Genomic DNA, 23401 nt, shown 5'->3' on the forward strand with positions numbered 1-23401 from the left:
GTGGCCGTCACCGGCCGACCGCCGTCGACTGAAGGCGCTGATCGATGAGTTCGCTCACGACGTCAGCGGCAGCAGCGAGGGGCTCAGCGCTCCGCAGAGCGCGCGCGACGATGACGGCTCCCTCGATGGTCGACACGATGACGGTCGCGAGCGAGCGAGCCCCGGCGGGTTCGAGTCCGCCATCCTCGAGAAGGCGAGCAACGGGAGTGATCCAGGCCTCGAAGGCGGTCGCGCACGCGTCCCGCAGCCGGTCGCTGTTGGCGCCCATCTCCAGGGTGACGACGGATACCGAGCACCCGAGCTGGAAGTCGCTCTCCACGACGATCGACGTCAGAGCTTCGATGGCGGATCGCGCGGCCCCTGCGGGGCCACCGGCTGTCGCCGCAGCTTCCGCGATAAGAGTTTCGAACTGCGCCGTAGCGAGGTCGACCGCTGCTGCCCCGAGTGCTTCCTTCCCCTCCGGGAAGTGGAAGTAGACCGATCCACGGGGTGCGCCCGCATGGTCGATCACAGCGTTCAGACCGGTTCCGCTGTAACCGTTCATCTGAATGAGCTCGAGCATCGAAGCCGCGAGCCGGGCCTTGGTGAGGTCTCCTTTGGATGGCATACATCGACTATAGACCGATCTACATATTCGCGCACCCCGTCCACCAGCCTGAGAAGCGGTCGCGCCGTACTCACTCGCGCATGACGCGGGAAAGGTCCCGCCCGTAGCTCAACAGCGCAGGGACGATGCTCGATACGATCGCTGTCGCGCTGGCCACGATGAGACAGACCAGCGCGTAGTGCCACTGATAGGGCGGTGGGGTCACGCCCAGCTGAGCGTCGAAGGCGCCGACGACCGCCGGGAACAGGGCATACGATCCGGCGACCGCGATCACCGCCGCAGCACCCGCGAGTATCTGCGACTCGACGATCACGATGAGTGCGAGCTGCGAGCGGCTCGCACCCATCGCGCGTCGAAGGGTGAATTCGCGAGCACGTGCCCGTGCCGTCGCCAGCCCGACGTTGGCTATCCCGACAACCGTTGACGCAAGGCTGAGAAGCCCCAGCACGAAGAGCACACGCGTCGTGGTTCCGATCTCGTCGGCCAGGAGGTCGACCTGGTCGGTGCGGGCGATGTCGCGGAGGGTGAAGGATGCTCCCACCGCCCCGAGCTGGCGTGCGGCCATCCTCACCTCGTCCTCGCTCAGCGTCGGACTGTGGAGCCGTACTGAAACGGCGGATGGGCTCACGTTCCATCGCGAGTACTCGTTGAGGTGGATGTAGACCTGGGGTGTGGAACGTCCATCCCGAACAACACCCATGCGAGAGAAGGCCACTCTCTGGTCTTGAGTACCGATCTCGTAGGGCTTCGTACCGCTCAGCGCATCGCGCGCCGCCTCGTTCAGCGCAACCCGCGGTGCGAGAACGTCGGCGTCGATCAACCACGACCCCTCTACGAGCGGGAACGGCAGGATGTCGCGAACCCCGGGCTCCGTGAACACCACCGCCACGTCGTTCATGACAGCGCCATCCGACCAGACACCGACGTCGAGGTCCTCGATACTCGCCGCCGCGGTCGCGGCGAGGCGGCGCTCCAGCTGATCGGCCGCTCGCCCGGCTTCGCCGTCGCCCGGCGGAACCGCAATCGTCGCCTGATAGGTCGACGCGTTCCCTCCGAGCAGAACTGCGCGCTGGGTCACCGCGTCGCGCATCACCTGGTCGGCGGTGAGAACCGCCACGAAACCGACCATGCCGAGTGTCAGAGCAAGCACGACGAGGATGCTCTTCACGGGCGCGCCCCGCAGACCCTGAAGGGCGACGATCAACGTCCTCACGATGCCCGCGCGTCTTCGCGAAGAGTTCCGCCGTCCAGCCGATAGGTTCTGTCGGTTCTCGCGGCGACCTCCGGATCGTGGGTCACCACGATCAATGCTGCGCCGGATTGCGACACCCGCGAGAGCATCTCATCGAGCACCCGTCGCCCCGTCACCTCATCGAGAGCTCCCGTGGGTTCGTCTGCCAGGATCAGATCCGGGTCGATGGCCAGAGCGCGAGCGATCGCGATGCGCTGCCGTTCGCCGCCGCTGACCTGCGGCGAACGCCTGCGGCTCAGATGGCCCACCTCGAGCAGGTCGAGCATCTCGCGTGCGCGAGCCCGCGTTCGACCGAGGCGCATGGTGCGGCTGTGGATAAGGGGCATCTCGACGTTCTCGATGGCGGACAGATGAGAGACGAGGCCCGCGTTCTGCAGGACGAACCCGACATTCTGCGCTCGCAGACGGGCTCGCTTCCGCTCCGAGATCGTGGCGACATCGACGCCCCCGAGTTCGTAGTGGGTGCCACCGTCGAACGGGGCAAGCAGACCGAGCCCCGCGAGGAGTGTGCTCTTGCCGCTTCCCGACCTACCGATGATTGCGATGCTCTCGCCGCGCACGACGTCGAGATCGACTCCCTTCAGAAGTCGCGCGCCTCCTGGCAGCGTCCGATTCCCGGCTCGGAGCCGCACGACCGTTGCTGTCACCGATTCCTCAACAGGCTGGGGCCGGGGATGAGGACCTGCTCACCGACGCTCAGCCCGCTTGTCACTTCGATGAACGCACCATCGGTGATGCCGAGGGTGACGTCCCGAGTCGCTCCCGTTGCCGCCTCGTAGACGATGCCACGATCGCGCGTGCCCGCTATCGCTTCGATGGGGAGGGCCGGTACGTCCGACCTCTCGTCGAGGGCGATCGCGAGCAGGCCTTCGCTTCCGACGACACCGGGCGTCTCGATCGGTACTCGGCACGTGAGCTGGTATGTTCCTGCGTCTGCCGTCGGGCGTGAGTCGTTGAGCCTGCAGTCGAACGGCCCGGTCGAGCCATCCAGCTGGGCTCTGACCGACAGGGGCTGGCGGTTCGCGAGGCGTAGGACTTGCGGCGGAGTCAGCTGCGCAGTGATCGTCAGCGCCGAATCCGTCACGCTCAGTAAAGGCGTGCCCACACCGACGTCCACGTCCAGGGGAACCGACGGCTCCACGGACGTGACGGTTTCAGCCAGAACGATCTCGGTCGGCGTAGAACCGTCTGACGGCACAAAGGTGAATACCGATGATCGAGGTACACCGATGTCGGGACCGTCGTCGGGGGTTCGAGTGGATGCATCCGCTTGTCGCGACTCGAGCTTGCCGATCGCGGGCGCTGTCACCGAGTAGACCGAACCGGCCGCGACGACGACGGGCAGAGTAAGGACGTCGCTGATCGTGCGAGTCTCTACGGCGACACTCACCGTTTCACTCTCCGCCATCGCCGAGACGTCACCGCTCTCCGCCTGCTCGGGAGCGCATGACGACAAAGCGACGACGGACATCAGGACGACGAACCAGACGACGCCTCGCTTCACCGACCCACCTCGCTCCGGTAATGGCCGCAGTCCGCCTCATAGAACGCGCGGAGATCCGTTAGATCGCCGAGTTCAGCGGCATCTAGCATTGCACCCCACACGTCGTCGGGATCGTCCCAGTATCGGAGGGCCCAGTCGCTGCGGGGAAACTCCCGCAACTCGGCGAGCGCGGTGGCGCGCGCTTCCGGATCGGCGGAGCTGAGATAGACGTCTTGCCAGGCGCACGACCAGAAGAAGTAGGCACCAGCCGCAGCATTTCCTTCTCCGATGTTGTCCCCATCGAGAGCCGGCGGCGTTTCCGGCAGGGAAACCCCCTCAGGAAGCTCCTGCGTGAACTCTCGCGCGATCTTCTGGTAGCTGCTGACATACTCGGCGTTCGTGAGGACGCCGCTTCGAGTCTCGGGCTCTTCCGAACTACAGCCGGAGACGGCCATGACGCCGATCAACGTCATGGCCGCCCCCAGGGATTTGCGGCGCATCACAGGTTCAGCTTGGCCTCGAAGCTCGGCGGCCAGAGGACACATCCTCCATTTGCATTGGTGTTGACGCGCGCGTTCACGGCATAGCTGCCGGACGGGATCGTGGTGTTCCCGCTGGTCGTGCGATATCGATGTACTTCACGACTCGCGGGGGAGAATTCAAGGCTACCCGTCGTCTGCGCCCCAGACGGCACACGGAGGCCCGTTCTGAGCGCCCAGTTGTTCTTCCACCAGTCGTGCCTCGTGAGCTGGATGCTCGCGCCGCCCGCGGAGTGCGGCCGGAATGTGTCTCCCTCGAACAGGGAACCGGCGCAGTTCAGCTGCGCATTGATGCTGTACTCCGCTGCGCTCGCGGGCACGGCAGCGGTGAGAACGATTGCGGCCGATGCCGCAATCGAGCCCGCAATGAGCCGTAGTCTGCGGCTTCTCTGTCTGCTCTTCACTTGTCTTCCTCTCGTGAAAGCGACTTCATCGCTTCCCCGAGCCTAAACAGACTGCATTGCAAGACGCATCAACCGAAAGGATGAATCAACGCGCTGTTACGGCCTGCGCTTACGTCGCACAAATACCCTCAAGGCGACGCTCGCGTTCCCGGCTCTCGCGGCTCATGGCCGAGCGCGACGTCGCCATCCGAGGCCGGGCCTAAGGCGTCGTCACCGTCATTGCGACGGTAATGCCGGCGCGAGCCCGAACGCGGCCAGTTCGGCGTCGTCGAGCATGCGGGAGCGGATGATGAACCGCATCCCCGTCGGTCCCTCGACGCTGAAGCCGGCACCGCGCCCCGGCACGGCGTCGATCGTGATGTGCGTGTACTTCCAGTACTCGAACTGCGCGAGCGAGATGAACACCTCGATCGCGTCGTCGAGACCGACGTCGAGCTCACCGAGCTTCACGTCTGCGGGTCCTGTGAGGAACATCCCGACCGGGTAGCACATGGGGGCGGAGCCGTCGCAGCATCCGCCCGACTGATGGAACATCAGCGGCCCGTGCTGGGCGGTGAGGTCGCGCAGCAGGGCCGCGGCGGCGTCGGTCACCGCGACCCTGCTGTACGTGTCGTTCGACATGTCGATGACTGGATGTGTCTCAGAAGAAGCCCATCGCGCCTTCGGCGTACGACACGAGGAGGTTCTTCGTCTGCTGGTAGTGGTCGAGCATCTTGAGGTGGTTCTCGCGACCGATGCCCGACTGCTTGTAGCCGCCGAAGGCGGCGTGGGCGGGGTACTGGTGATAGGTGTTCGTCCACACGCGGCCGGCCTCGATCGCACGGCCTGCGCGGTAGGCGGTGTCACCCGAGCGGCTCCAGACGCCCGCGCCGAGCCCGTAGAGGGTGTCGTTCGCGATGCCGATCGCGTCGTCGAAGTCGTCGAAGCTCGTCACCGAGACGACCGGGCCGAAGATCTCCTCCTGGAAGATGCGCATGTCGTTCGTGCCCTCGAAGACCGTCGGCGCGACGTAGTACCCACCGCTCAGCTCACCGCCGAGGTCGACCCGCTCGCCGCCGGCGAGCAGCTTCGCTCCCCCGGCCTTGCCGATGTCGATGTACGACAGGATCTTCTCGAGCTGATCATTGGATGCCTGCGCGCCGATCATCGTCGCGGGGTCGAGCGGGTTGCCCTGCACGATCTTGCCGACGCGGTCGAGACCGTCGCCGAGGAACGAGTCGTACACCGAGCGCTGGATCAGCGCCCGCGACGGGCACGTGCACACCTCACCCTGGTTCAGGGCGAAGAACGTGAAGCCCTCGAGCGCCTTGTCGTAGTAGTCGTCGCGCTCGCGGGCGACATCCTCGAAGAACACGTTGGCACTCTTGCCCCCGAGCTCGAGAGTGACGGGGATGAGGTTCTGCGAGGCGTACTGCATGATCAGGCGCCCCGTCGTCGTCTCGCCCGTGAAGGCGACCTTGCGGATGCGGCGGTGCTGCGCGAGCGGGGCGCCCGCCTCGATGCCGAAGCCGTTGACGATGTTGACGACGCCGGCGGGCAGCAGGTCGCCGATCAGCTCGAACAGGAACAGGATCGACGCGGGTGTCTGTTCGGCGGGCTTCAGCACGACGCAGTTGCCCGCGGCGAGCGCTGGGGCCAGCTTCCACGTCGCCATGAGGATCGGGAAGTTCCACGGGATGATCTGCCCCACCACACCGAGGGGCTCGTGGAAGTGGTACGCGACGGTGTCTTCGTCGATCTGGCTGAGCGAGCCCTCCTGGGCCCGCAGAACGCCGGCGAAGTAGCGGAAGTGGTCGATCGCCAGCGGGATGTCGGCGGCGAGCGTCTCGCGAACGGGCTTGCCGTTCTCCCACGTCTCGGCCACCGCGATCTTCTCGAGGTGCTGCTCCATGCGGTCGGCGATCTTGTTCAGGATCACGGCACGCTCGGCGGGCGTGGTCTTCTTCCACGACGCGAACGCCTGCCACGCGACGTCGACGGCCCGGTCGATGTCTTCGACGGTGCCGCGACCCACCTCGCAGAACGGCTTTCCGGTGACGGGCGTGATGTTCTCGAAGTACTGCCCCTTCACGGGGTCGACGAACTCGCCGCCGATGTAGTGCCCGTAGCGGGCGCGGTACTCCGCGACGGCTCCGCGTTGACCCGGAGCGGCGTAGACGCTCGAGACGCCTTCTTCGACGATGGTCATGTCATCTCCTCGACTCCCCGCAGCGCCGATGCTGCGGTGGTGTCGGGCACGCTACGCGCCGCTACGTTGCATCGCGTTGCACGGGCCGGTGGCTCGTCCCGCAGCGGCGAGGATGCGCATCCGCACGGTCGTCGGCGGCCGGCACCGTGCGGATGCGCGTCCTCGGCACGAGCAGGCGGACGTGGGGCGGGAAGGATGCCGCGCACTAGCGCCGCGGCAATTGTGAGCGCTAACATTCGAGCGTCGTCGGTGTTGACGATCATGCAACGTCGCATATGAGAGGTTCCCCGTGCCCGCATCCGCTCGCTCGGCGCCCTGGCGCCACCACCGCCCATGGACGCTCGCCGTCCCGATCGTCGCCGCACTCGTCGCGGCGCCGGCCGTCATCCCATCCGCTGTTCAGGCGGCCGAGCCGGGCTCCGGGCTGGTCGTCGCCTATCCGCTCGACGAGACGTCGGGAACCGTTGCGCACGACGCGTCGGGCAACGGCCGTGACGCGTCGTTCGTCGGTGGCCCGACCCTCGGCGGCGCGGACGGCGTGCGCCTCGACGGCGACGACGACTATGTGCACCTTCCCGATGATGTGATGGCCGGTCTGTCGTCCGTCACGGTGAGCACCGAGGTGCTGGTGCGTCCCGAGCAATCGGGCGACTACTTCATCTGGGGCCTGGGCAACACGACGGACTGGTTCGGCGACGGCTACCTCTTCGCCACCGGCAACCCGGCGCGCGCGGGGATCGCGAGTGGCAACTGGTCCACTGAGCAGGAGACTCGCGGCTCGGCGAACCTCGAGCGCGACGTCTGGACGACGATGACCTACACGCTCGATGCCGACACGACGACGGCTCGCCTGTACCTCGACGGCGTTCAGGTCGCCGAGAACACGAACACCACGACCACTCCTGGTGAACTGGGCGGCGGCACGACGACGGCGAACTACCTCGGCCGGTCGACCTACACGCCCGACAAGCGGCTCGCCGGCAGCCTTCGCGACTTCCGCGTGTACGACCGCGCGCTGTCGGCCGACGAGGTCGCGGGTCTGGTCGAGACCCCCGACGACCGGCAGGCCGCGCAGGCGGCGCTCGACGCCCTCACCGTCACGAACATCGACGACGTCCGCGGCAACTTGGCGCTCCCGCCGAGCTCGCAGGGACTCGATGTGTCGTGGTCGTCCGCCGACACGACCGTCATCACCGCCGACGGCGTGGTCACGAGACCCGCCGATGACACGACCGTGGCGCTCACGGCATCCGTCACGAAAGGGAATGTGACGCTCACCCGCTCCTTCTCGGCGTCGGTGCGCAAGGCCGCGAACATCGGGGCGCTCGAGGGATACACGTTCGCCTACTTCACGGGGAACTCCGTCGAGGGCGAGAACATCTACTTCGCCGCCAGCAACGGCAATGACGCACTGTCGTGGACCGAGCTCAACGGCGGCCAGCCGACGCTCACCTCCACGCAGGGCGAGCGGGGCCTGCGTGACCCGTTCCTGATCCGTTCGCCCGAAGGCGACACCTTCTACCTGATCGCCACCGACCTCTCCATCGGCAGGAACGGCGACTGGGGCCGCGCCCAGACGCAGGGCTCGAAGTACCTCGAAGTGTGGGAGTCGCACGACCTCATCACCTGGAGCGAGCAGCGTCACGTCCGCGTCGCCCCCGACAACGCGGGCAACACGTGGGCGCCCGAGGCGTACTACGACGAGACGCTCGGCGAGTACGTGGTGTTCTGGGCCTCGTCGCTGTTCGGCGAGGACGACCCGAACCACACGGGGAGCTTCTACCAGACCATGATGTACGCCACGACGCGTGACTTCACGACGTTCAGCGAGCCGAAGGTCTGGCAGGACTTCGGAGCGTCGCGCATCGATTCCACGGTCCTCGAAGACGACGGCACCTACTACCGATTCACCAAGGACGAAGCCAGCACGACCGGATGCCGTGACATCATCCAGGAGTCGTCGAGCAGCCTCACCGCCGTCGACGATCGCAACACGCCCGGCTGGAGCGCCGCCGACCCCGCATGGAAGCTGATCGACAGCTGCATCGGTCGCGATGCCGGCCTCGGTGCCGTGGAGGGCCCGACCATCTTCCGGGCCAACCCCGGCGACACCTCGGGCTCGAACTACTACCTCTTCGTCGACGAGTACGGCGGACGCGGCTACATCCCGCTGGGGACGGACGATCTCGACGCGCCGGACTGGCAGGTGCCCGCGAGCTACCGTCTGCCGGCGAGCCCGCGCCACGGCACGGTGATGCCCGTGACCGCGGCTGAGCTGGCGGCGCTGCGCGCGAACCTCCCTCAGCCCCTCACGGCGAACGAGCAGGGTGAGCTGCTGCGCTACGACTTCACGGATGCCGCGGGTGCGGTGCTGCACGACCGTTCCGGGGCCGGGCGCGACGCCCAGGTGCGCGGCGGCGCGGCGTTCGCCGACGGCGCGCTCACGTTCGACGGCACCGACGACTACGTCGACCTGCCCGACAACGTGCTCGTCGGCGTCGACGACATCACGGTCGAAGCAGAACTGCGGATCGACCCGGCCCAGCGCACTCCGTACTTCCTCTACGGTTTCGGCAACACCGGCGGCGACGGGGCCGGCAACGGCTACCTCTTCTCCACCGGTGACCAGTACCGCGCGGCGCTGACCACGGGCAACTGGAGCGGCGAGCAGAACGTCACGTCCGGCGCGGCACTCCCCCGTGACCGGTGGGTGCACCTCACGTACACGCTGAGCGGGAGCACGGCTCGCCTGTACCTCGACGGCCAGCAGGTCGCTGAGAACACGAACGTGACGGTGCGCCCCGGCGACATCGGCGGCGGGAGCACGCTCGCGAACTACCTGGGCAAGTCGGTCTACAACGCCGACAATCTCTTCCGCGGTCAGATGCGGGAGTTCGCTCTCTACAACCGCGCGCTCACTGCCGAAGAGATCGTGCAGAACTCGGGCAACACGAGCGCACTCGGGGCGATCAGCCTGCAGGATGCCGACGCACTCAAGGTCGCGCCGATCGTCGACACCGACGCCCGCACGGTGCTGTTCCCCGTGCAGCGCGGCACGGATCTGACGCAGCTGCGTCCGGTCTTCACCACGGCATCCGGCACGACGGCCACGCCCCCGTCGGGCACCGCACGCGACCTGCGCACCCCTGCCACTGTCACGCTCACGACACCGGGAGAGCCCGATGTCGTCTGGACGCTGGAGGCCATCGAGATGAAGAGCCCGGTGCTGCCGGGACTGTACGCCGACCCGAACATCGCCGTGTTCGGTGACACCTATTACATCTACGCGACCACTGACGGCACCCCGGGCTGGGGCGGCAACACCTTCTACGTCTGGACCTCGAAGAATCTCGTCGACTGGACGCGGTCGGACGAGCCCATCCTGAAGCTCGACGGCGCGAACGGAAACGTTCCGTGGGCCACCGGAAACGCGTGGGCCCCGACGATCATCGAGAAGGGCGGGAGGTACTACTTCTACTTCAGCGGTCATGAGCCGACCGCGAACCGGAAGATGATCGGCGTTGCCGTCGCTGACAGTCCTGTAGGCCCGTTCACCGCGCAGGCGGAGCCGATGATCACCAACGACGAGGCCGTCAACAGTGGCCAGGCGATCGACCCGGCGGCGTTCACCGACCCCGAGACGGGGAAGTCGTACCTCTTCTGGGGCAACGGGCGACCCGTCTACGGCGAGCTCTCCGACGACATGCTGAGTGTCAAGGCCGAGACGATCAAGCCGATCGACGGACTGGTGGACTTCCGTGAGGGGCTCTTCCTGAACTACCGCGACGGCACGTACCACCTGACGTACTCGATCGACGACACCGGTTCCGAGAACTACCGCGTCGGCTACGCCACGTCGACGAGCATCGACGGACCGTGGACGTATCGCGGCATCCTCTTGCAGAAAGACCCGTCGCAGGGCATCCTCGGCACCGGTCACAGCTCGATCATCAACGTCCCCGGCACCGACGAGTGGTACATCGCCTACCACCGGTTCGCGATCCCCGGCGGCAACGGCACCAACCGCGAGACGACGATCGATCGGGTCGAGATCGGCGCCGACGGGCTTTTCCAGACCGTGACGCCGACCCTCGCGAGCGTGGACCCGCGCGACGTGCCCGGGGCGACCGAGCCGAACCCGACCGAGCCCAACCCGACCGAGCCCAACCCGACCGAGCCCGGCACTGCGGCCCCGGTCGTGTCGGTGTCGGCCACAACGGTCGAGCGCGGACAGGCCGTGCGGGTGACGGTCACCGGCCTCGAGGCCCGCGAGCAGGTCGCCGCCGAGTTGCGGAGCGACCCGATCCGGGTGGCGGGCATCCCGGCCGCCGACGTGAACGGGCGCGTCGCATTCGACGTGCGGATCCCCGCCGATCTGCCCACGGGAGGTCACACGATCGTGGTCTTCGGGGCCGACGGTCAGGTGATCGGCAGCGCGGCGATCACCGTGGTCACGTCCGGGCAGCTCGCCGTCACCGGTGCTGAGGCGCCGCTCGGCGGTGCGTTGCTGGCAGCTCTCCTGCTCGTCGCGGGAGGCGTGCTGTGGTCGATCCGGCCAGCGCGCCGCGACCGGGCCGCCTGACACCGACATCCGACGCCGACGGGCGGCGGCCTTCCCTGAAGGTCGCCGCCCGTTTCACACGCCCTCAGCGCCGGCTGCGTCGCGTGACGAACCCTTCGGCCTGCTTCGATTCGTGCGCGACCCGCACGCCGTAGCGATAGGCGAGCTTGCCTCCGAGCCATCCGGACGCGCTGAGCGTCAGCAGACTCACGGCGCTGAAGATCACGCCCGCGATCGGGATGTCGTCGGTCGAGGTCCGCAGGAACAGCTGGAACGGGTACGCACCGCACACCACGAAGTTCAGCCCCATGTGGATCGTGGCGGTGCTCGACGACCGGGTGCGGTCGGGGATGCGGAGGTAGTCGAAGATCCCCAGCACGATGGCCACGAGACTGCCTACGAGGCCGATCCCGATGAGCACCCGCGAACCGACGGCGTAGGGGGTGGGGTCGGCCACGATCAGGCCGATGATGTCGAACACGAAACTCGCGATCCACGCACCGATCGGGATCGTGACGGCGATCGGGTGGAACGGATGTCCGTAGGGGCCCGCCAGAGGGTTCGCGGGCCGCTTGTCAGGACGGGTGTCCAGGTCGGTCATGGTTTCTCCTCGGTCAGGGCAGCGGTTCCAGGCCCTCGGCCTGAGTGGTCTCGGTCGCGACGCGAACGCCGAAGGTGTGCGCGAGCTTCCCGCCGAGCCAACCCGAGACCGACAGAAGAGCGAGTCCGGCGAAGCTTGCGACCATCGCGAGGGTCGGCACCGCCTCCTCCTCGACGCGGAGGGCCAGGCTGCCGGCGAACACCGCCATCGCGATGAAGTTCAGGATCATGTGGGTCAGTCCCGTCGCCCGCGCGGGGGTGTCTCTCGGAATGCTGCTCCAGTCGATGAGCCCCAGCACCGCGGCGACGACGGCACCCAGCAGACCGATCGCGATGAGGATGCGGGCACCGAGCGCGAAGACCGCCGCGTCCGGACTCGTGACGGCGATGACGTCGAAGACCGATGCCGACACCCATGCGCCGATCGGCAGGATGATGGCGATCGCGTGGAACGGATGCCCGTAGGGCCCCGCGATCAGCGACCGCGGGTACTTCGCCCGCGTGAGCGGTGCGGTGTCGACCATGGCGTCTCCTCTCGTTCGACGCCCTGACCGTACGGGCCGCCCCGGGTCGTACACGTAGCGGGTTGACAAGCCCGGCGCGTGACCTCTACGGGGTGCCGCGCAGCGCCCTCTCGAGTGCGTCGACCAGCGAGCGGTATTGCGGGAGCGATGCGAGGTCGTCGAGCATCACCGCATGGCCGTCCGCATCCGCGAGCGGCACCTGCCAATTCGGGTACTCGTCGTCGGTGCCGGGCTGATTCTGCACGCGCTTCTCGCCGACGGCGTCGACGAGCGAGACGCCGAGCAGACGCGACGGAGATGCGGCGAGGAAGACGTGCAGGGCCTCGATGACATCCTGAACGCTCGCCCCGTCGCCGATCAGTCCGCGCGATCGCAGCTCCGCCAGCATCCGGTCGCGCTCGCGCTCGAAGTCGGCGCGCTCGTCGTCGACGGATCTGGTCAGCAGACCGAGGCGAGCTCGCAGCGCGACGTGCTCGCCTTCGAGGTACCCGGCCGTCGGCGGCAGATCGTGCGTGTTGACCGTGGCGAGCACGTCGGTGCGGTAACGCTCGGGGTCGAGGGGACCGCCGTCGTCGCTGCTTTCGAACCACAGCACCGAGGTGCCGAGGATGCCGCGCTCGGCGAGGTAGTCGCGCACCCAGGGCTCCACGAGCCCCAGGTCCTCTCCGATGATCACCGCACCGGCACGGGCGGCCTCGAGTGCGAGCACTCCGATCATCGCCTCGTGGTCGTAGCGGACGTACGTGCCCTCCCCCGGCCCGAGTCCCTGGGGGATCCACCACAGCCGGAAGAAGCCGAGAATGTGGTCGATGCGCAACGCGCCCGCGTGGCGCAGCAGCGACCGGAGCATGTCGCGCAGCGGCGCATAGGCATGATCGGCAAGAGCTCGCGGCAACCAGGGAGGCTGATTCCAGTTCTGACCCTGCTGGTTGTACATGTCGGGTGGTGCGCCCACGACGACGCCCGGCGCGTACAGCTCGCCCAGCGACCACGCGTCCGAACCGGCCGTCGAGACGCCGACCGCGAGGTCGTGCATGATCCCGATCCGCATCCCGGACGCCGCCGCTGCGGCAGCAGCATCCGCGAGCTGCTCGTCGACGACCCACTGCAACCAGATGTGGAACGCGATGCGGTCCGACAGTCGCTCGCGAAGCCTGTCGATCTCGGGGTCGTCGATCGCGATCCCGTCCGGGACCGTGTCGCCCGTCTCAGCCTCGTGCTCCCGCACCGCGCACCACAGGGCGAAGTCGGCGAGGGCAGTCCCTTCGCGCCGGGCGAAGGCGTCGCGCTGAGCGCGCCGGGCGGGCGAGAGGTCGACGGCGTGGATGAGCGCGAGCGCCTCGCGCTTCGCGCGCCAGACGGAGTCGCGATCGATGGTCTCCGCGTTCTCGTTCGCAGACGCCGCGGTGCGACGCAGTTGGTCGAACCGATCGTCCGCTTCCTCGGAGAGGTATGCCGCTTCAGGAATGAGCTCGGGCCGGATGTACAGCGGTGCGAGGAAACGCCGTGAGGAGGGCAGGTACGGCGACGGCTCGATCGGAGTCGTGACATCCGCTGCGTGCACCGGATTGATCAGCAGGTAGTCCGCGCCCGATTCGCCCGCGATCGCGGCGAGGTCCGCAAGGTCAGCGAAGTCGCCCATGCCCCACGACCGACGCGAACGCACCGAGTACAGCTGAGCCATGAGACCCCATGACCGCCGTCCAGCCTCAGCCGATGGAAGCGGCAGGCGCTGCGGCGCGACGATGAGCGCTCCGCTTCCGAGGAGATCGCCTCCTCCGCCGTACTGCCGCGCCTCCACCGTGTGCCAGCCCAGCGGCACGTCTTCGGGTACCGGAACCCGTACCCGCCAACGCGTCTGCCCGTCGATCGTACGGGCGACGGGCTGTTGCACGGGAATGGGCAAGGCTCGGATCGACCCGTCCTCCAGAACGAGCGCGACCTCGACATCGGAGCCGTCGGCGACGTGCACCTCGATCTCCCCCGAACTCTGCCGAACGACGGTCGACGGGGCCACGAGTCGCCGCCACGGCTCGGCTGTCCGTTCGGCGAGCGCATGCTCGACCGCTTCATCGTCGGATGCATCGACGCCCATCGCCGCGAGGACGGCGCGCAGCGTGGTGGCGGGCACGCGCACATGCTCCCCCGAGAATGACCAGTACTCGGTCGCGACGCCGTACGCCTCGGCGAGCGATCCGAGCGTCGCGTCGGGAACGACGCCCACTGTGCTGTCTCGACTCATCAGCATCTCCTCGTCTCAGTGAGCGCCTGCGCGGTCACGACCCCGTCACGCGCTCGAACAGCCCGGGGTAACTCAGCACGAAGCCGTCGTCGTCGACGGTGAGCGTGCGGCGGAAGTTGTGGTCACGTGATTCGAAGCAGTATGCGCGCGGTCCGACCCGCGTGTACCGCTGTCGGCTGAGCTGAACCTCGAGGGACGGCACGTGCGCCCAGGCCACCACGACATCCGCGTGGCTGCCGACGGCCAGTCGTAGACGGCGAATCGGAAGGGCGTTGGTGGCGGGCGTGACGGTGATGTCGAGGTCCGTCGCGCCCGCGAGGTCGGGGCGTGCGGCGCCATCGACCGTCCATGCTCCGTCGGTGTTCTCGATATGCGTCACCCGCTCGCCCACCTCGATGGTCGCGTGGTGGAAGCCTCCGTCCGGAGCGAGCCGCACCGCGTAGCGGCAGGCCTGCTCGCCGCCGTCGACCTCGCCGACGATGCGGATGCCGTCATCGGAATACTCCGTCGTGCACCTCTCGACCGTCTCCGCCGACCCGACGCCGGTCCACGAGATTCGCGTCGTCCTCATGCTCCCATCCTCTCGATGTTTCACGTGCAACATCGCGTCGCCATCCTGTCAGCGGGTCCGCGCCGACGGAATGGTCATTCGTCGGGGTTGCCGAGCGCGGTCAGCCGTGCGACGATGCCCGCCCGTTTCGGCGAGCGTGCCGGCAGCAGTCGCAGGCACAGCCGCAGAACCTCCGCGTCTCCGGTTCCCTCATCGGTCTCGACGTAAGCGAGCAGCACCTCGACCGAGGCCTCGGCCAGAAGGGCTTCGCGCAGCGAACCCCGCAGCCGATCGCGGACCTCCTCGGTTCCCGGGGCGCATGAGTCCGGCAGCACCGGGCCCGAGTAGGCGGCGAGTGCCACACGGTGCGCCCCGCGGTCGAGCAGCGAGGCCACCTGCTGCGCGTCGGTCTCGAGCTCCGTCGGCAGCCGGTACGGACGCGACAGGGGAACGAGGTGCGGCGCGGTTCGTTCGAGCATCCGCCGCAACCGCACCATCTCGGGGCGAAGCGTGTCGGTGGCATCGGGGCCGTAGACCAGTTCGGCCAGACGTTCCGCCGACAGGCCTTGGCGGTGCGTCGCGAGCATCAGCAGGATGTCGGCGTGACGGGCAGACACCTCGACGATGCGCTCACCGTCGGGTCCGGCGATCTCGAGGAGAGCACGATCGCGCCCCAGTACCCGCAGCGTCGACGCTGTCGGGGCGGAACCGACGCGGTTCCGTGATCGGACGAAGCCGCGCGGCCGGTCCGCCCGGGAGCGCAACCGAGCGACCAGCACCTCACTCTCGATCGCACGCGCGGTCGCGTCGACGAGAAGCCTCGCCTGGGGGGTCGCTGCCTCCGCACGGCCCGTCACATCGATGACGCCGAGCAGCCGATGGGTCTCGGGGTCGTGCACGGGTGCCGCCGTGCACGACCAGGGCTGCACCAGGCGATTGAAGTGCTCCGCGCCGCGGATCTGCACCGACCGGCCGAGTTGCAGTGCTGTGCCCGGCGCCGAGGTGCCCACCGCAGACTCCGACCAGTTCGCCCCCGCGACGAACCCCACGTCGCCCGTGAGCGTCCGCACGCTGGTGTCGCCCTCGACCCAGAGCAATCGGCCAGCCGCATCCCCGACGGCGACGACCACGCCGGAGTCGGCGCTCGGCACGAGCAGGGCGCGGACCATGTCCATGACCCCGGCGAGCGGGTGAGCGCTGCGGTACGCCGCGAGCGCGCGTTCGTCGAACTCCAGTGGCGGCAGCGCCTCGGCGCCGACGAGGTTCGCCATCGATCGGCGCCACGATTCTCGGACGAGCGACCGGACATCGTTCAGACGACGCTCGGCATCGGTACCGGCCAGCAGCTCGTCGTGTGCACGCTCGATGAGCAGACGGGACGACTCGGGAGCGACATCCCACTGCGCAGACCACGACGAGGACACGGGCGACTCCGATCGGCGGTGAAGGAGCGCCCTCAGCCTAAGCCGGGCGGGCTCATCGCGGTAGAGCTCGCGTGGTCGTCAGCCGTCCGAGCGCGCCGACCACCACTCGCGCAGCCGCTGCTCCGCGGCCTCCTCGCCGATCATCCCCTCGTCGAGACGGATGTCGAGCAGATACCGGTACGCCTCGCCCACCTCACGGCCGGGTCGGATGCCGAGGACCTCCTGGATGCGGTTGCCGTCGAGCTCCGGGCGCATGGCGCCGAGCTCTTCGGCGGCCGCCAGCTCGTCGATGCGCCTCTCGATGTCGTCGTACGCCGACTTCAGGCGAGCCGCCTTGCGCTTGTTCCGCGTCGTGACGTCGGCGCGGGTGAGGATGTGCAGTCGCTCGAGCTCATCCCCCGCGTCACGGACGTAGCGTCGGACGGCCGAATCGGTCCACGCCCCCTCCGAGTAGCCGAAGAACCGCAGGTGCAGTTCGACCAGGCGACTCACCGACGAGATCGTGTCGGAGTCGAAGCGGAGGGCCTGCAGGCGCTTGCGCGCCATCCGAGAGCCCTTGATGTCGTGGTGGTGGAAGCTCACACCCCCGCCGGGCTCGAGTTTGCGCGTCGCGGGCTTGCCGATGTCGTGCAGCAACGCGGCCAGTCGCAGCACGACATCCGGCGCTGCATCGGGATTCCGTTCATACTCGAGCTCGATGGCCTGACGCAGCACCGTCAGAGAGTGCTCGTAGACATCCTTGTGGTGGTGGTGCTCGTCGATCTCGAGCCGCAGCGCCGGAACCTCGGGCAGCACGAGTTGCATGAGGCCGGTGTCGACGAGCAGCCGGATGCCGCGGGCAGGGTCGTCGGTGCGCAACAGCTTCACAAGCTCGCCCTGCACGCGCTCCGGGCTCACGATCGAGAGCGTCTCGCGCAGGTCGGTCATCGCCTGTTCGGTGGCGGGATCGACCGAGAACCCGAGCTGGGACGCGAAGCGCGCGGCCCGCAGCATCCGGAGCGGATCGTCGCCGAAACTCACGGCGGGATCACTCGGTGTGCGCAGCGTCGTGGCGACGAGGTCCTCGACCCCGCCGTTCGGGTCGACGAGCGAGGGTCCCGGCACGCGCAGCGCCATGGCGTTGACGGTGAAGTCGCGCCGCGCGAGATCCTGCTCGAGGGTGTCGCCGAACTCGACCGTGGGCTTGCGGGTCACACCGTCGTAACTGTCGGCACGGTACGTCGTGATCTCGATCTGCTCGCCGCGCACCTTCGCGCCGATCGTCCCGAACGCACGACCGATGTCCCATGTCGCGGTGGCGAGAGGCTCGACGACGCGCAGGATGTCGTCGGGTCGGGCGTTCGTGGTGAAGTCGAGATCGTTCGTCGCGCGTCCGAGCAGTGCATCTCGCACGGGACCGCCGACGATCGCCAGCTCGAAGCCGGCGCGCTCGAACGCGTCGGCCAGCGCCGAGACGACGGGAGATGCTGCCAGGGCGCGCAGGCGCGCGACACCCTCGGCCATGTTCAGCATGACTCCGAGCCTACCGGCCCTCCCCCGGCGCTCCCGAGCCGGCGATCAGCTCGCGATCAGTCGGCGAAACGCAGGAAGCCCGTGAACAGCAGCTCGCGCACGCGGGGCAGCAGGTCGGCGCGGAGCGCGGCGGCATCGACCTCGAGCAGGTCCGCGATCGCAGCGACCAGCACGCGGACCGGCAGGTCGCCGTCGCTGGCCCCGACGAGGGCAGCGAGCGCCGGATCGACGTCGAGCACGCGACCGAAGCCCGCCCCCTGGCGCAGTTCGATGACCTGCGGGTCTTCGGCTCCGGGTACGTGGTGGCGCGCTTCGGTCACATCCGGCGCGACGCGCAGCACCGCGGCATCCAGGTCGGCGTCGGTCATGCTCGAGAGCCGCTGCCAGGCGTCGAGAGACGCACCGATGTGGGGACCGAGAGCGCCCGGGATGCTGCCGGAGATGCGCTCGTAGCGGGCGAGCGTCGGGATGACCGTCGGGCGGTGCAGCGTGATGTACCCGAACCCGATGGCGGTGACCCCGCGCGCGGCGAAGTCGTCGAGCCACGCCTGCACGAGCGGGGCGTATGCGGGTGAGCCGGGCGCGGTGCCGCCATCGCGGACCCAGAGTTCGGCATAGGCGAGCGGATCGAGCTGCTCGCGCTCGACGACCCACGCATCCAGGACGACGGAAGACTCCGACACCCACGAGCGCACCCGGTCGAGACCGTCCTCACCGGCGCGGTACTCCCAATTGCCGAGCAGCTGCGCGACTCCGCCCGGAGCGAGCACCGACCCGACCTCGCGCACGAACGCGGCGACGAGGTCATCGCCCGACATCCCGCCGTCGCGGTACTCGTACGCGGGCACACCCTCTACGCGCGGCGTGATGACGAACGGCGGGTTCGAGACGACACGCTCGAACTGCTCGCCCACCACCGGCTCGAACAGGCTGCCGGCACGCGTCTCGATGCCGTCGACGGCGTTGAGCAGCGCGTTCAGGCGCGTGAAGGCGAGAGCACGCTCCGACACGTCCGTCGCCACGACGCTGTCGCCCGTTCGGCGGGCTCGAAGAGCCTGGATGCCGCACCCTGTGCCGATATCGAGCACGCGTCCCACTCGCGACGTGAGCTGCAATCCCGCAAGCGTCAGTGAGGCACCGCCCACCCCGAGGACGTGACCGGTGGGCAACGGGCCGCCCACCGCGGCCTCGTCGAGGTCGCTCGCGATCCACCAGTGCCCCTCGCCCGCGGCATCCGAGATGTCCTGCGGACGCACGAGCGCGTCGGGCACGACGAGGTGGCCGTCGACGTGCGCGAGCCCGAGCTCGATCAGGCCCGCTGCTCCGAGCGACGGCAACGCGGCGTCGACCGACTCACGCGGCGCCGGACCACCCAGGAACAGCAGGCCCGCCAGCACAGCGAGGGCGTCGGTTCGCCCGGCCAGCACGCGACGGGCGGGCTCGGTGAGGCCGTGACCCACCGCCGTCTCGACCATCGAGCCCCAGAGCTCGCGCACGGCGTCGGCGCGATAGCCCGCGGCATCCAGATCGGTACGGAGCGCCGTGCAGCGGTCGGCGTCGGGGTGAAGAGTCACTCCCCCATTCAACCGTGCGTATGCGCGAATAGCCCGAGGCCCGGCCCGCCTCGGATGACGCACAGGGCGGCCACTCTAGACTCTGTGCGACCCTGCGATCGGGTATCGCAGCGGGTCGAGAGCCGCCATGACCGACATTTCCCCTGCCACCGCCCGCGCCCGTCGCGGCCGTCGCGGTGCCCGCGTACTCGGCTGGCTCGCCGCTGCCGCGATCGTCATCGCCCCGCTCGCCTCTCCCGCCGCCGCCGTCGCCGAGACGTCGCCGAGCCCGACACCGAGTGCCAGTCCGACGCCCGGCGCCCCCGGGGTGGCCACGCTCATCGCCGCTCCCGCGAGCGGCGGGCTCGTCGCGAACGGCAGCGACGCGGTGATCTCGGTGGATCAGCGGAACGGTTCACCGCGCGCACTGCCCGCCGGCACCGTGTCGGTGTCACTGTCGCGCTCTGCGCTGACATCGCCGCAGGCGGTCGTCGACTGGTTGCGCCCCGCCGAGGACGCCGACGAGACACTGCCGGTCTTCGAAGAGGTCGCCAGCACCGATGTCACCGAGCTCGCGGCCGGCGACGAGCGCGCCACGAATGTGTCGATCTCAGCGACCGAGAAGGACCTCGTCGGCCTCGCCCCCGGCGTCTACCCCGTCGTGGCCTCCGGTCCCGGCGGGTCGGCGCGCACGGTCATCACCGTGCCCCGCACCGACGCACCGCCGCGCTCGGTCACCGTCATCGTCCCCGTCACCGCGGGCGCCCGCACGTCGGGCATGCTCACGGCCGCGGAGCTCTCCGAGCTCACCGCCGAGAACGGTGCGCTCAGTGCTGTTCTCGATGCCGTGACCGGCACTCCTGCCGTCCTCGCTGTCGACCCGGCGATCGTCGCCTCGATCCGGGTTCTGGGATCGAGCGCCCCCGCGAGCGCCACCGGCTGGCTCACGAGCCTCATGTCTCTCCCCAACGAGCGCTTCGCCCTGCAGTTCGGTGACGCCGACCTCGCGACCCAGGTCCACGCCGGCCTGACGGCGCCGCTCGAGCCCACAACCCTCGCCCCGTACGCCGACCCGGCCGACTTCAGCGCCTCCGCAGGTTCGACCACCCCCGCTGCCGTGCCCGACCTGCGGCAGCTGCTCGCCGTCGGAACCGCGGCGAACACCGTCCGCGACGTGTTCTGGCCGGCCGGTGGCACCGCCGGACCGGATGTCGTCACGACGCTCGACGCCCAGGCCGACGCAGACGCCGACGTGCTCACCCTCGTGCCGTCCGACACCGTTGCCGGCGATGGCGGCGTTCGCGCCGCGGCGGGCGACGCCGATCTGCTGGTCTACGACAACCTCGTCTCGGCCGAGCTCGCACGCGTCGCCGCCGCCTCGGACGACGCACCGGTTCGCAGCGCCGAACTCGCGGCAGCCACCGCGCAGGTCGCCCTCAGCGGCGAGACCCCGATCGTCACGACCATCGATCGGCCGGCGGCGAGCTCGCGCACCAGCATCAGGGCGGCGATCTCCGCCGTCACCGGCAGCGCGGGGGCGACCCCGACGTCGCTGCTAGCCCTTCGTGCGGCAGCGCCGGCTCAGGTCACCGTCGCCGACATCCCCGCCGCCGCCGACCGCGTCGCGGCCCTCCAACGCTTCCTCGCCGACGAGGAACGGCTCGCGACCTTCGCCACGGCGTTAGTCGAGCCCACGCAGCTGACGGCACGCGAACGCACCGCCATCCTGCAGCTGATCGGCGACGGCTGGCTGAATGACCCGACCGCGTGGGCGACCGCCGTGGCGCAGCACGAGCAGAACACCGAGAGCACGCTGGATGCCGTCGGTATCGCCAATCCCGGCACCATCAACTTCCTCGCCACGAGTGCGCCCATCCCGGTCACCGTTCGGAACGACCTGCCCTGGCCGGTCTCGCTCGTGCTCTTCGCCGAGACCGGCGACCCCCGACTCATCGTGCAGAAGGCGACCGTCGTCGAAGCGGGGGCGCAGCAGAACACCCGTGTCGACGTGCCGGTCGAGGCACGCGTCGGAAGCGGAGACACCACCCTCAGCCTGCAGTTGCGCAGCACCGCCGCCGTGCCGATCGGCGCATCGGAAGCCATCGGTCTCACGGTGCGCGCCGAGTGGGAATCGGTCGGCATCACGGCCATCATCGTGATCGTCGTCGTCCTCTTCGCGGGCGGCGTGATCCGCACGGTCCTGAAGCTCCGGCGGCGCCGGAACGAGAACGCAGCTGAACAGCAGGACACCCCCGAACAGCAGGAGAGCACCGAGTGAGCGGAATCGGCCGGGCAGGAGCGGTCGTCGCCGCGGGAACACTCGTCTCCCGGGTCACGGGTCTCGTGCGCAATATCGTGCTCGCTGCAGCGCTCGGAACAGTGGGCGCAGGCGCGGCGGACGCTTTCACGCTCGCCACGCAGCTGCCGAACAACATCTACGCGATCATCTCGTCGGGTCTGCTCGCCGGCGTGATCGTTCCCCAGATCATCCAGGCGGCCAAGCACCGCGACGGCGGCAGCGCCTTCGTGTCGAAGCTGCTGACGCTCGGGGTGATCGCCCTGGCGGTGACGACCGCGGTGGCGGTCATCACCGCCCCGCTGCTGGTGATCGCCTACGGCGGCAAGCTGGCACCCGAGACCCAGGCGCTGGCGCTGGCTTTCGCCTACTGGTGCCTCCCCCAGCTGCTTTTCTACGGCCTGTACGCGCTGCTCGGCGAGATCCTGAACGCCCGTCGCGTGTTCGGCCCCTTCGCGTGGTCGCCGATCATCAACAACGTCGTCTCCATCACCGGGTTCCTGGTCTTCATCTGGATGTTCGGCGTCCGCGAGGACGCGGTCGGATGGACGCCGACGATGGTCGCCATCATGGGCGGTACGGCGACCCTCGGCATCGTCTTCCAAGCCCTCGTGCTACTGCTGTTCTGGCGCCGGGCCGGGCTTCGTGTCCGCCCGGACTTCCAGTGGCGCGGCATCGGCCTGCGGCACATCGGCCGGCTGGCGGGCTGGACCTTCCTGATGGTCGTCGTCGGGCAGGTCGCAGGACTCATCCAGACCAACATCGTGGGCTCGGCGTCATCCAGCGCCCCATCGATCGCCGTCCTGTCGTACGCCTGGCTCGTCTTCATGCTGCCGTTCTCGGTGATCGTGCTGTCGATCGGCACGCCGTACTTCACCCGGCTCAGCGAACACGTGTCGGCAGGTCGGCCCGACGCGCTGCGTGCCGACCTGGATTCGGCGACTCGCACCATCGGGATCTTCATGGTCGGCGCGCTCGCGGCGATCGTGGCGGCGATCGTGCCGATCTCCCGCGTCTTCACGAAGACGCCCGATGCCGCCCAGGCCTTCGCCTGGGTGCTCGCGGCGTATCTGGTGGCCCTCCTCCCCCTGTCGTTCCAGTTCGTGCTTCAGCGGACGTTCTACGCCTATCAGGACACCCGCACACCGTTCTTCTTCACCCTTGCCCAGGCGGTGCTGGTCATCGTGACGGCACTCATCGCTGCGGCCTTCCTGCCGCTCGAGCACCTCGCGGTCGGCATCGCCCTCGGACAGTCGCTCGCCAACGTCGTGCAGCTCGCTCTCGCCGTCATCCTGTTGCGCCGCAAGATCGGGCCGCTGGGCCTGGGTGGTGCGGTCCGCGCGGTCATCCGCTTCGTCGTCGCCGGAATCCCGGCCGCGATGGTCGGCTGGCTCGTCTTCGCATCGCTCGGCGGCAGCGCGGGCTGGGTGGCCGGCGGCTACATCGGCGCACTTCTGGGCGGCGCTGTCATCGGCCTGACGACCCTCGTGGTGTATGTCGGCCTTCTCGCCGTCCTGCGCGCACCGGAGCTCGGCACCGCGGTGCGGACGGTGCGGCGCATCCTCGGTCGCTGACACCCCTCCGCCACGGCCGCGGGGGAATGCCCCGCGGCTACCATGGGTTGGACGTGTCGGGGTATCCGCGACGCGGATTCCAGACCCCAGAA

General features: G+C 68.8%; 18 protein-coding genes. 3 read left to right on the plus strand and 15 right to left on the minus strand.

The features are described from left to right. Positions 1–7 precede the first annotated feature (7 nt). The 8 genes from QUC20_RS15795 to exaC form a co-directional block, all read right to left on the minus strand. Entirely contained in the window at positions 8–607 is a 600-nt protein-coding gene (locus QUC20_RS15795; RefSeq protein ID WP_289330501.1) for a TetR/AcrR family transcriptional regulator, read from the minus strand. 70 nt (positions 608–677) lie between these two features. Continuing rightward, the gene (locus QUC20_RS15800; RefSeq protein WP_289330502.1) at positions 678–1757 is read right to left on the minus strand and encodes an ABC transporter permease; all 1080 of its coding nucleotides are present in this window, start codon (positions 1755–1757) and stop codon (positions 678–680) included. A 59-nt stretch (positions 1758–1816) separates the two neighbouring features. Beyond that, positions 1817–2506, minus strand: coding sequence for an ABC transporter ATP-binding protein (locus tag QUC20_RS15805; protein ID WP_289330503.1), 690 nt, complete (start codon positions 2504–2506; stop codon positions 1817–1819). Then, positions 2503–3363: an efflux RND transporter periplasmic adaptor subunit gene (locus tag QUC20_RS15810; protein ID WP_289330504.1), complete on the minus strand. Its 861-nt coding sequence runs from the start codon at positions 3361–3363 to the stop codon at positions 2503–2505. Before QUC20_RS15810 ends, QUC20_RS15805 begins: the two co-directional genes overlap by 4 nt. Next, on the minus strand, positions 3360–3845 hold the full coding sequence (locus QUC20_RS15815) for a hypothetical protein (protein ID WP_289330505.1): 486 nt from the start codon (positions 3843–3845) through the stop codon (positions 3360–3362). The genes QUC20_RS15810 and QUC20_RS15815 overlap by 4 nt, the downstream gene beginning before the upstream one ends. Further along, positions 3842–4285, minus strand: a complete 444-nt coding sequence (locus QUC20_RS15820; RefSeq protein ID WP_289330506.1) for a hypothetical protein — start codon at positions 4283–4285, stop codon at positions 3842–3844. Before QUC20_RS15820 ends, QUC20_RS15815 begins: the two co-directional genes overlap by 4 nt. A gap of 216 nt (positions 4286–4501) precedes the next feature. Then, on the minus strand, positions 4502–4906 hold the full coding sequence (locus QUC20_RS15825) for a DUF779 domain-containing protein (RefSeq protein WP_289330507.1): 405 nt from the start codon (positions 4904–4906) through the stop codon (positions 4502–4504). A 19-nt stretch (positions 4907–4925) separates the two neighbouring features. Further along, positions 4926–6473, minus strand: coding sequence for an acetaldehyde dehydrogenase ExaC (gene exaC / locus QUC20_RS15830; RefSeq protein WP_120263938.1), 1548 nt, complete (start codon positions 6471–6473; stop codon positions 4926–4928). 289 nt (positions 6474–6762) lie between these two features. Here exaC and QUC20_RS15835 point away from each other — a divergent pair, with 289 nt between their 5' ends. After that, positions 6763–11055, plus strand: a complete 4293-nt coding sequence (locus QUC20_RS15835) for a family 43 glycosylhydrolase (protein ID WP_289330508.1) — start codon at positions 6763–6765, stop codon at positions 11053–11055. Positions 11056–11119: 64 nt separating this feature from the next. Here the strand turns inward: QUC20_RS15835 and QUC20_RS15840 are convergent, their stop codons facing one another. From QUC20_RS15840 to QUC20_RS15870, 7 genes are all read right to left on the minus strand, one after another. Continuing rightward, positions 11120–11635, minus strand: coding sequence for a DUF2231 domain-containing protein (locus QUC20_RS15840; RefSeq protein ID WP_289330509.1), 516 nt, complete (start codon positions 11633–11635; stop codon positions 11120–11122). A 13-nt stretch (positions 11636–11648) separates the two neighbouring features. Further along, the gene (locus tag QUC20_RS15845) at positions 11649–12158 is read right to left on the minus strand and encodes a DUF2231 domain-containing protein (RefSeq protein WP_120263937.1); all 510 of its coding nucleotides are present in this window, start codon (positions 12156–12158) and stop codon (positions 11649–11651) included. An 85-nt stretch (positions 12159–12243) separates the two neighbouring features. Beyond that, positions 12244–14400 (minus strand): 4-alpha-glucanotransferase, encoded by a 2157-nt coding sequence (gene malQ, locus QUC20_RS15850; protein ID WP_289330510.1) that lies wholly within the window; start codon positions 14398–14400, stop codon positions 12244–12246. A 34-nt stretch (positions 14401–14434) separates the two neighbouring features. Next, positions 14435–14971, minus strand: coding sequence for a putative glycolipid-binding domain-containing protein (locus QUC20_RS15855; protein ID WP_289330511.1), 537 nt, complete (start codon positions 14969–14971; stop codon positions 14435–14437). A 74-nt stretch (positions 14972–15045) separates the two neighbouring features. Continuing rightward, a complete protein-coding gene (locus QUC20_RS15860) occupies positions 15046–16374 on the minus strand; it encodes a GAF domain-containing protein (RefSeq protein WP_289330512.1) in 1329 nt (442 codons plus the stop codon). 78 nt (positions 16375–16452) lie between these two features. Continuing rightward, a complete protein-coding gene (locus QUC20_RS15865; protein WP_289330513.1) occupies positions 16453–17886 on the minus strand; it encodes a CCA tRNA nucleotidyltransferase in 1434 nt (477 codons plus the stop codon). 56 nt (positions 17887–17942) lie between these two features. Further along, on the minus strand, positions 17943–19460 hold the full coding sequence (locus QUC20_RS15870; protein ID WP_289330514.1) for a DUF7059 domain-containing protein: 1518 nt from the start codon (positions 19458–19460) through the stop codon (positions 17943–17945). A 127-nt stretch (positions 19461–19587) separates the two neighbouring features. Here QUC20_RS15870 and QUC20_RS15875 point away from each other — a divergent pair, with 127 nt between their 5' ends. Further along, entirely contained in the window at positions 19588–21717 is a 2130-nt protein-coding gene (locus QUC20_RS15875) for a DUF6049 family protein (protein ID WP_289330515.1), read from the plus strand. Next, the gene (murJ, locus tag QUC20_RS15880) at positions 21714–23309 is read left to right on the plus strand and encodes a murein biosynthesis integral membrane protein MurJ (protein ID WP_289330516.1); all 1596 of its coding nucleotides are present in this window, start codon (positions 21714–21716) and stop codon (positions 23307–23309) included. Before QUC20_RS15875 ends, murJ begins: the two co-directional genes overlap by 4 nt. The last annotated feature ends 92 nt before the right edge of the window (positions 23310–23401 follow it).

It is taken from the genome of Microbacterium arborescens (genome assembly GCF_030369635.1).
GTDB lineage: Bacteria > Actinomycetota > Actinomycetes > Actinomycetales > Microbacteriaceae > Microbacterium.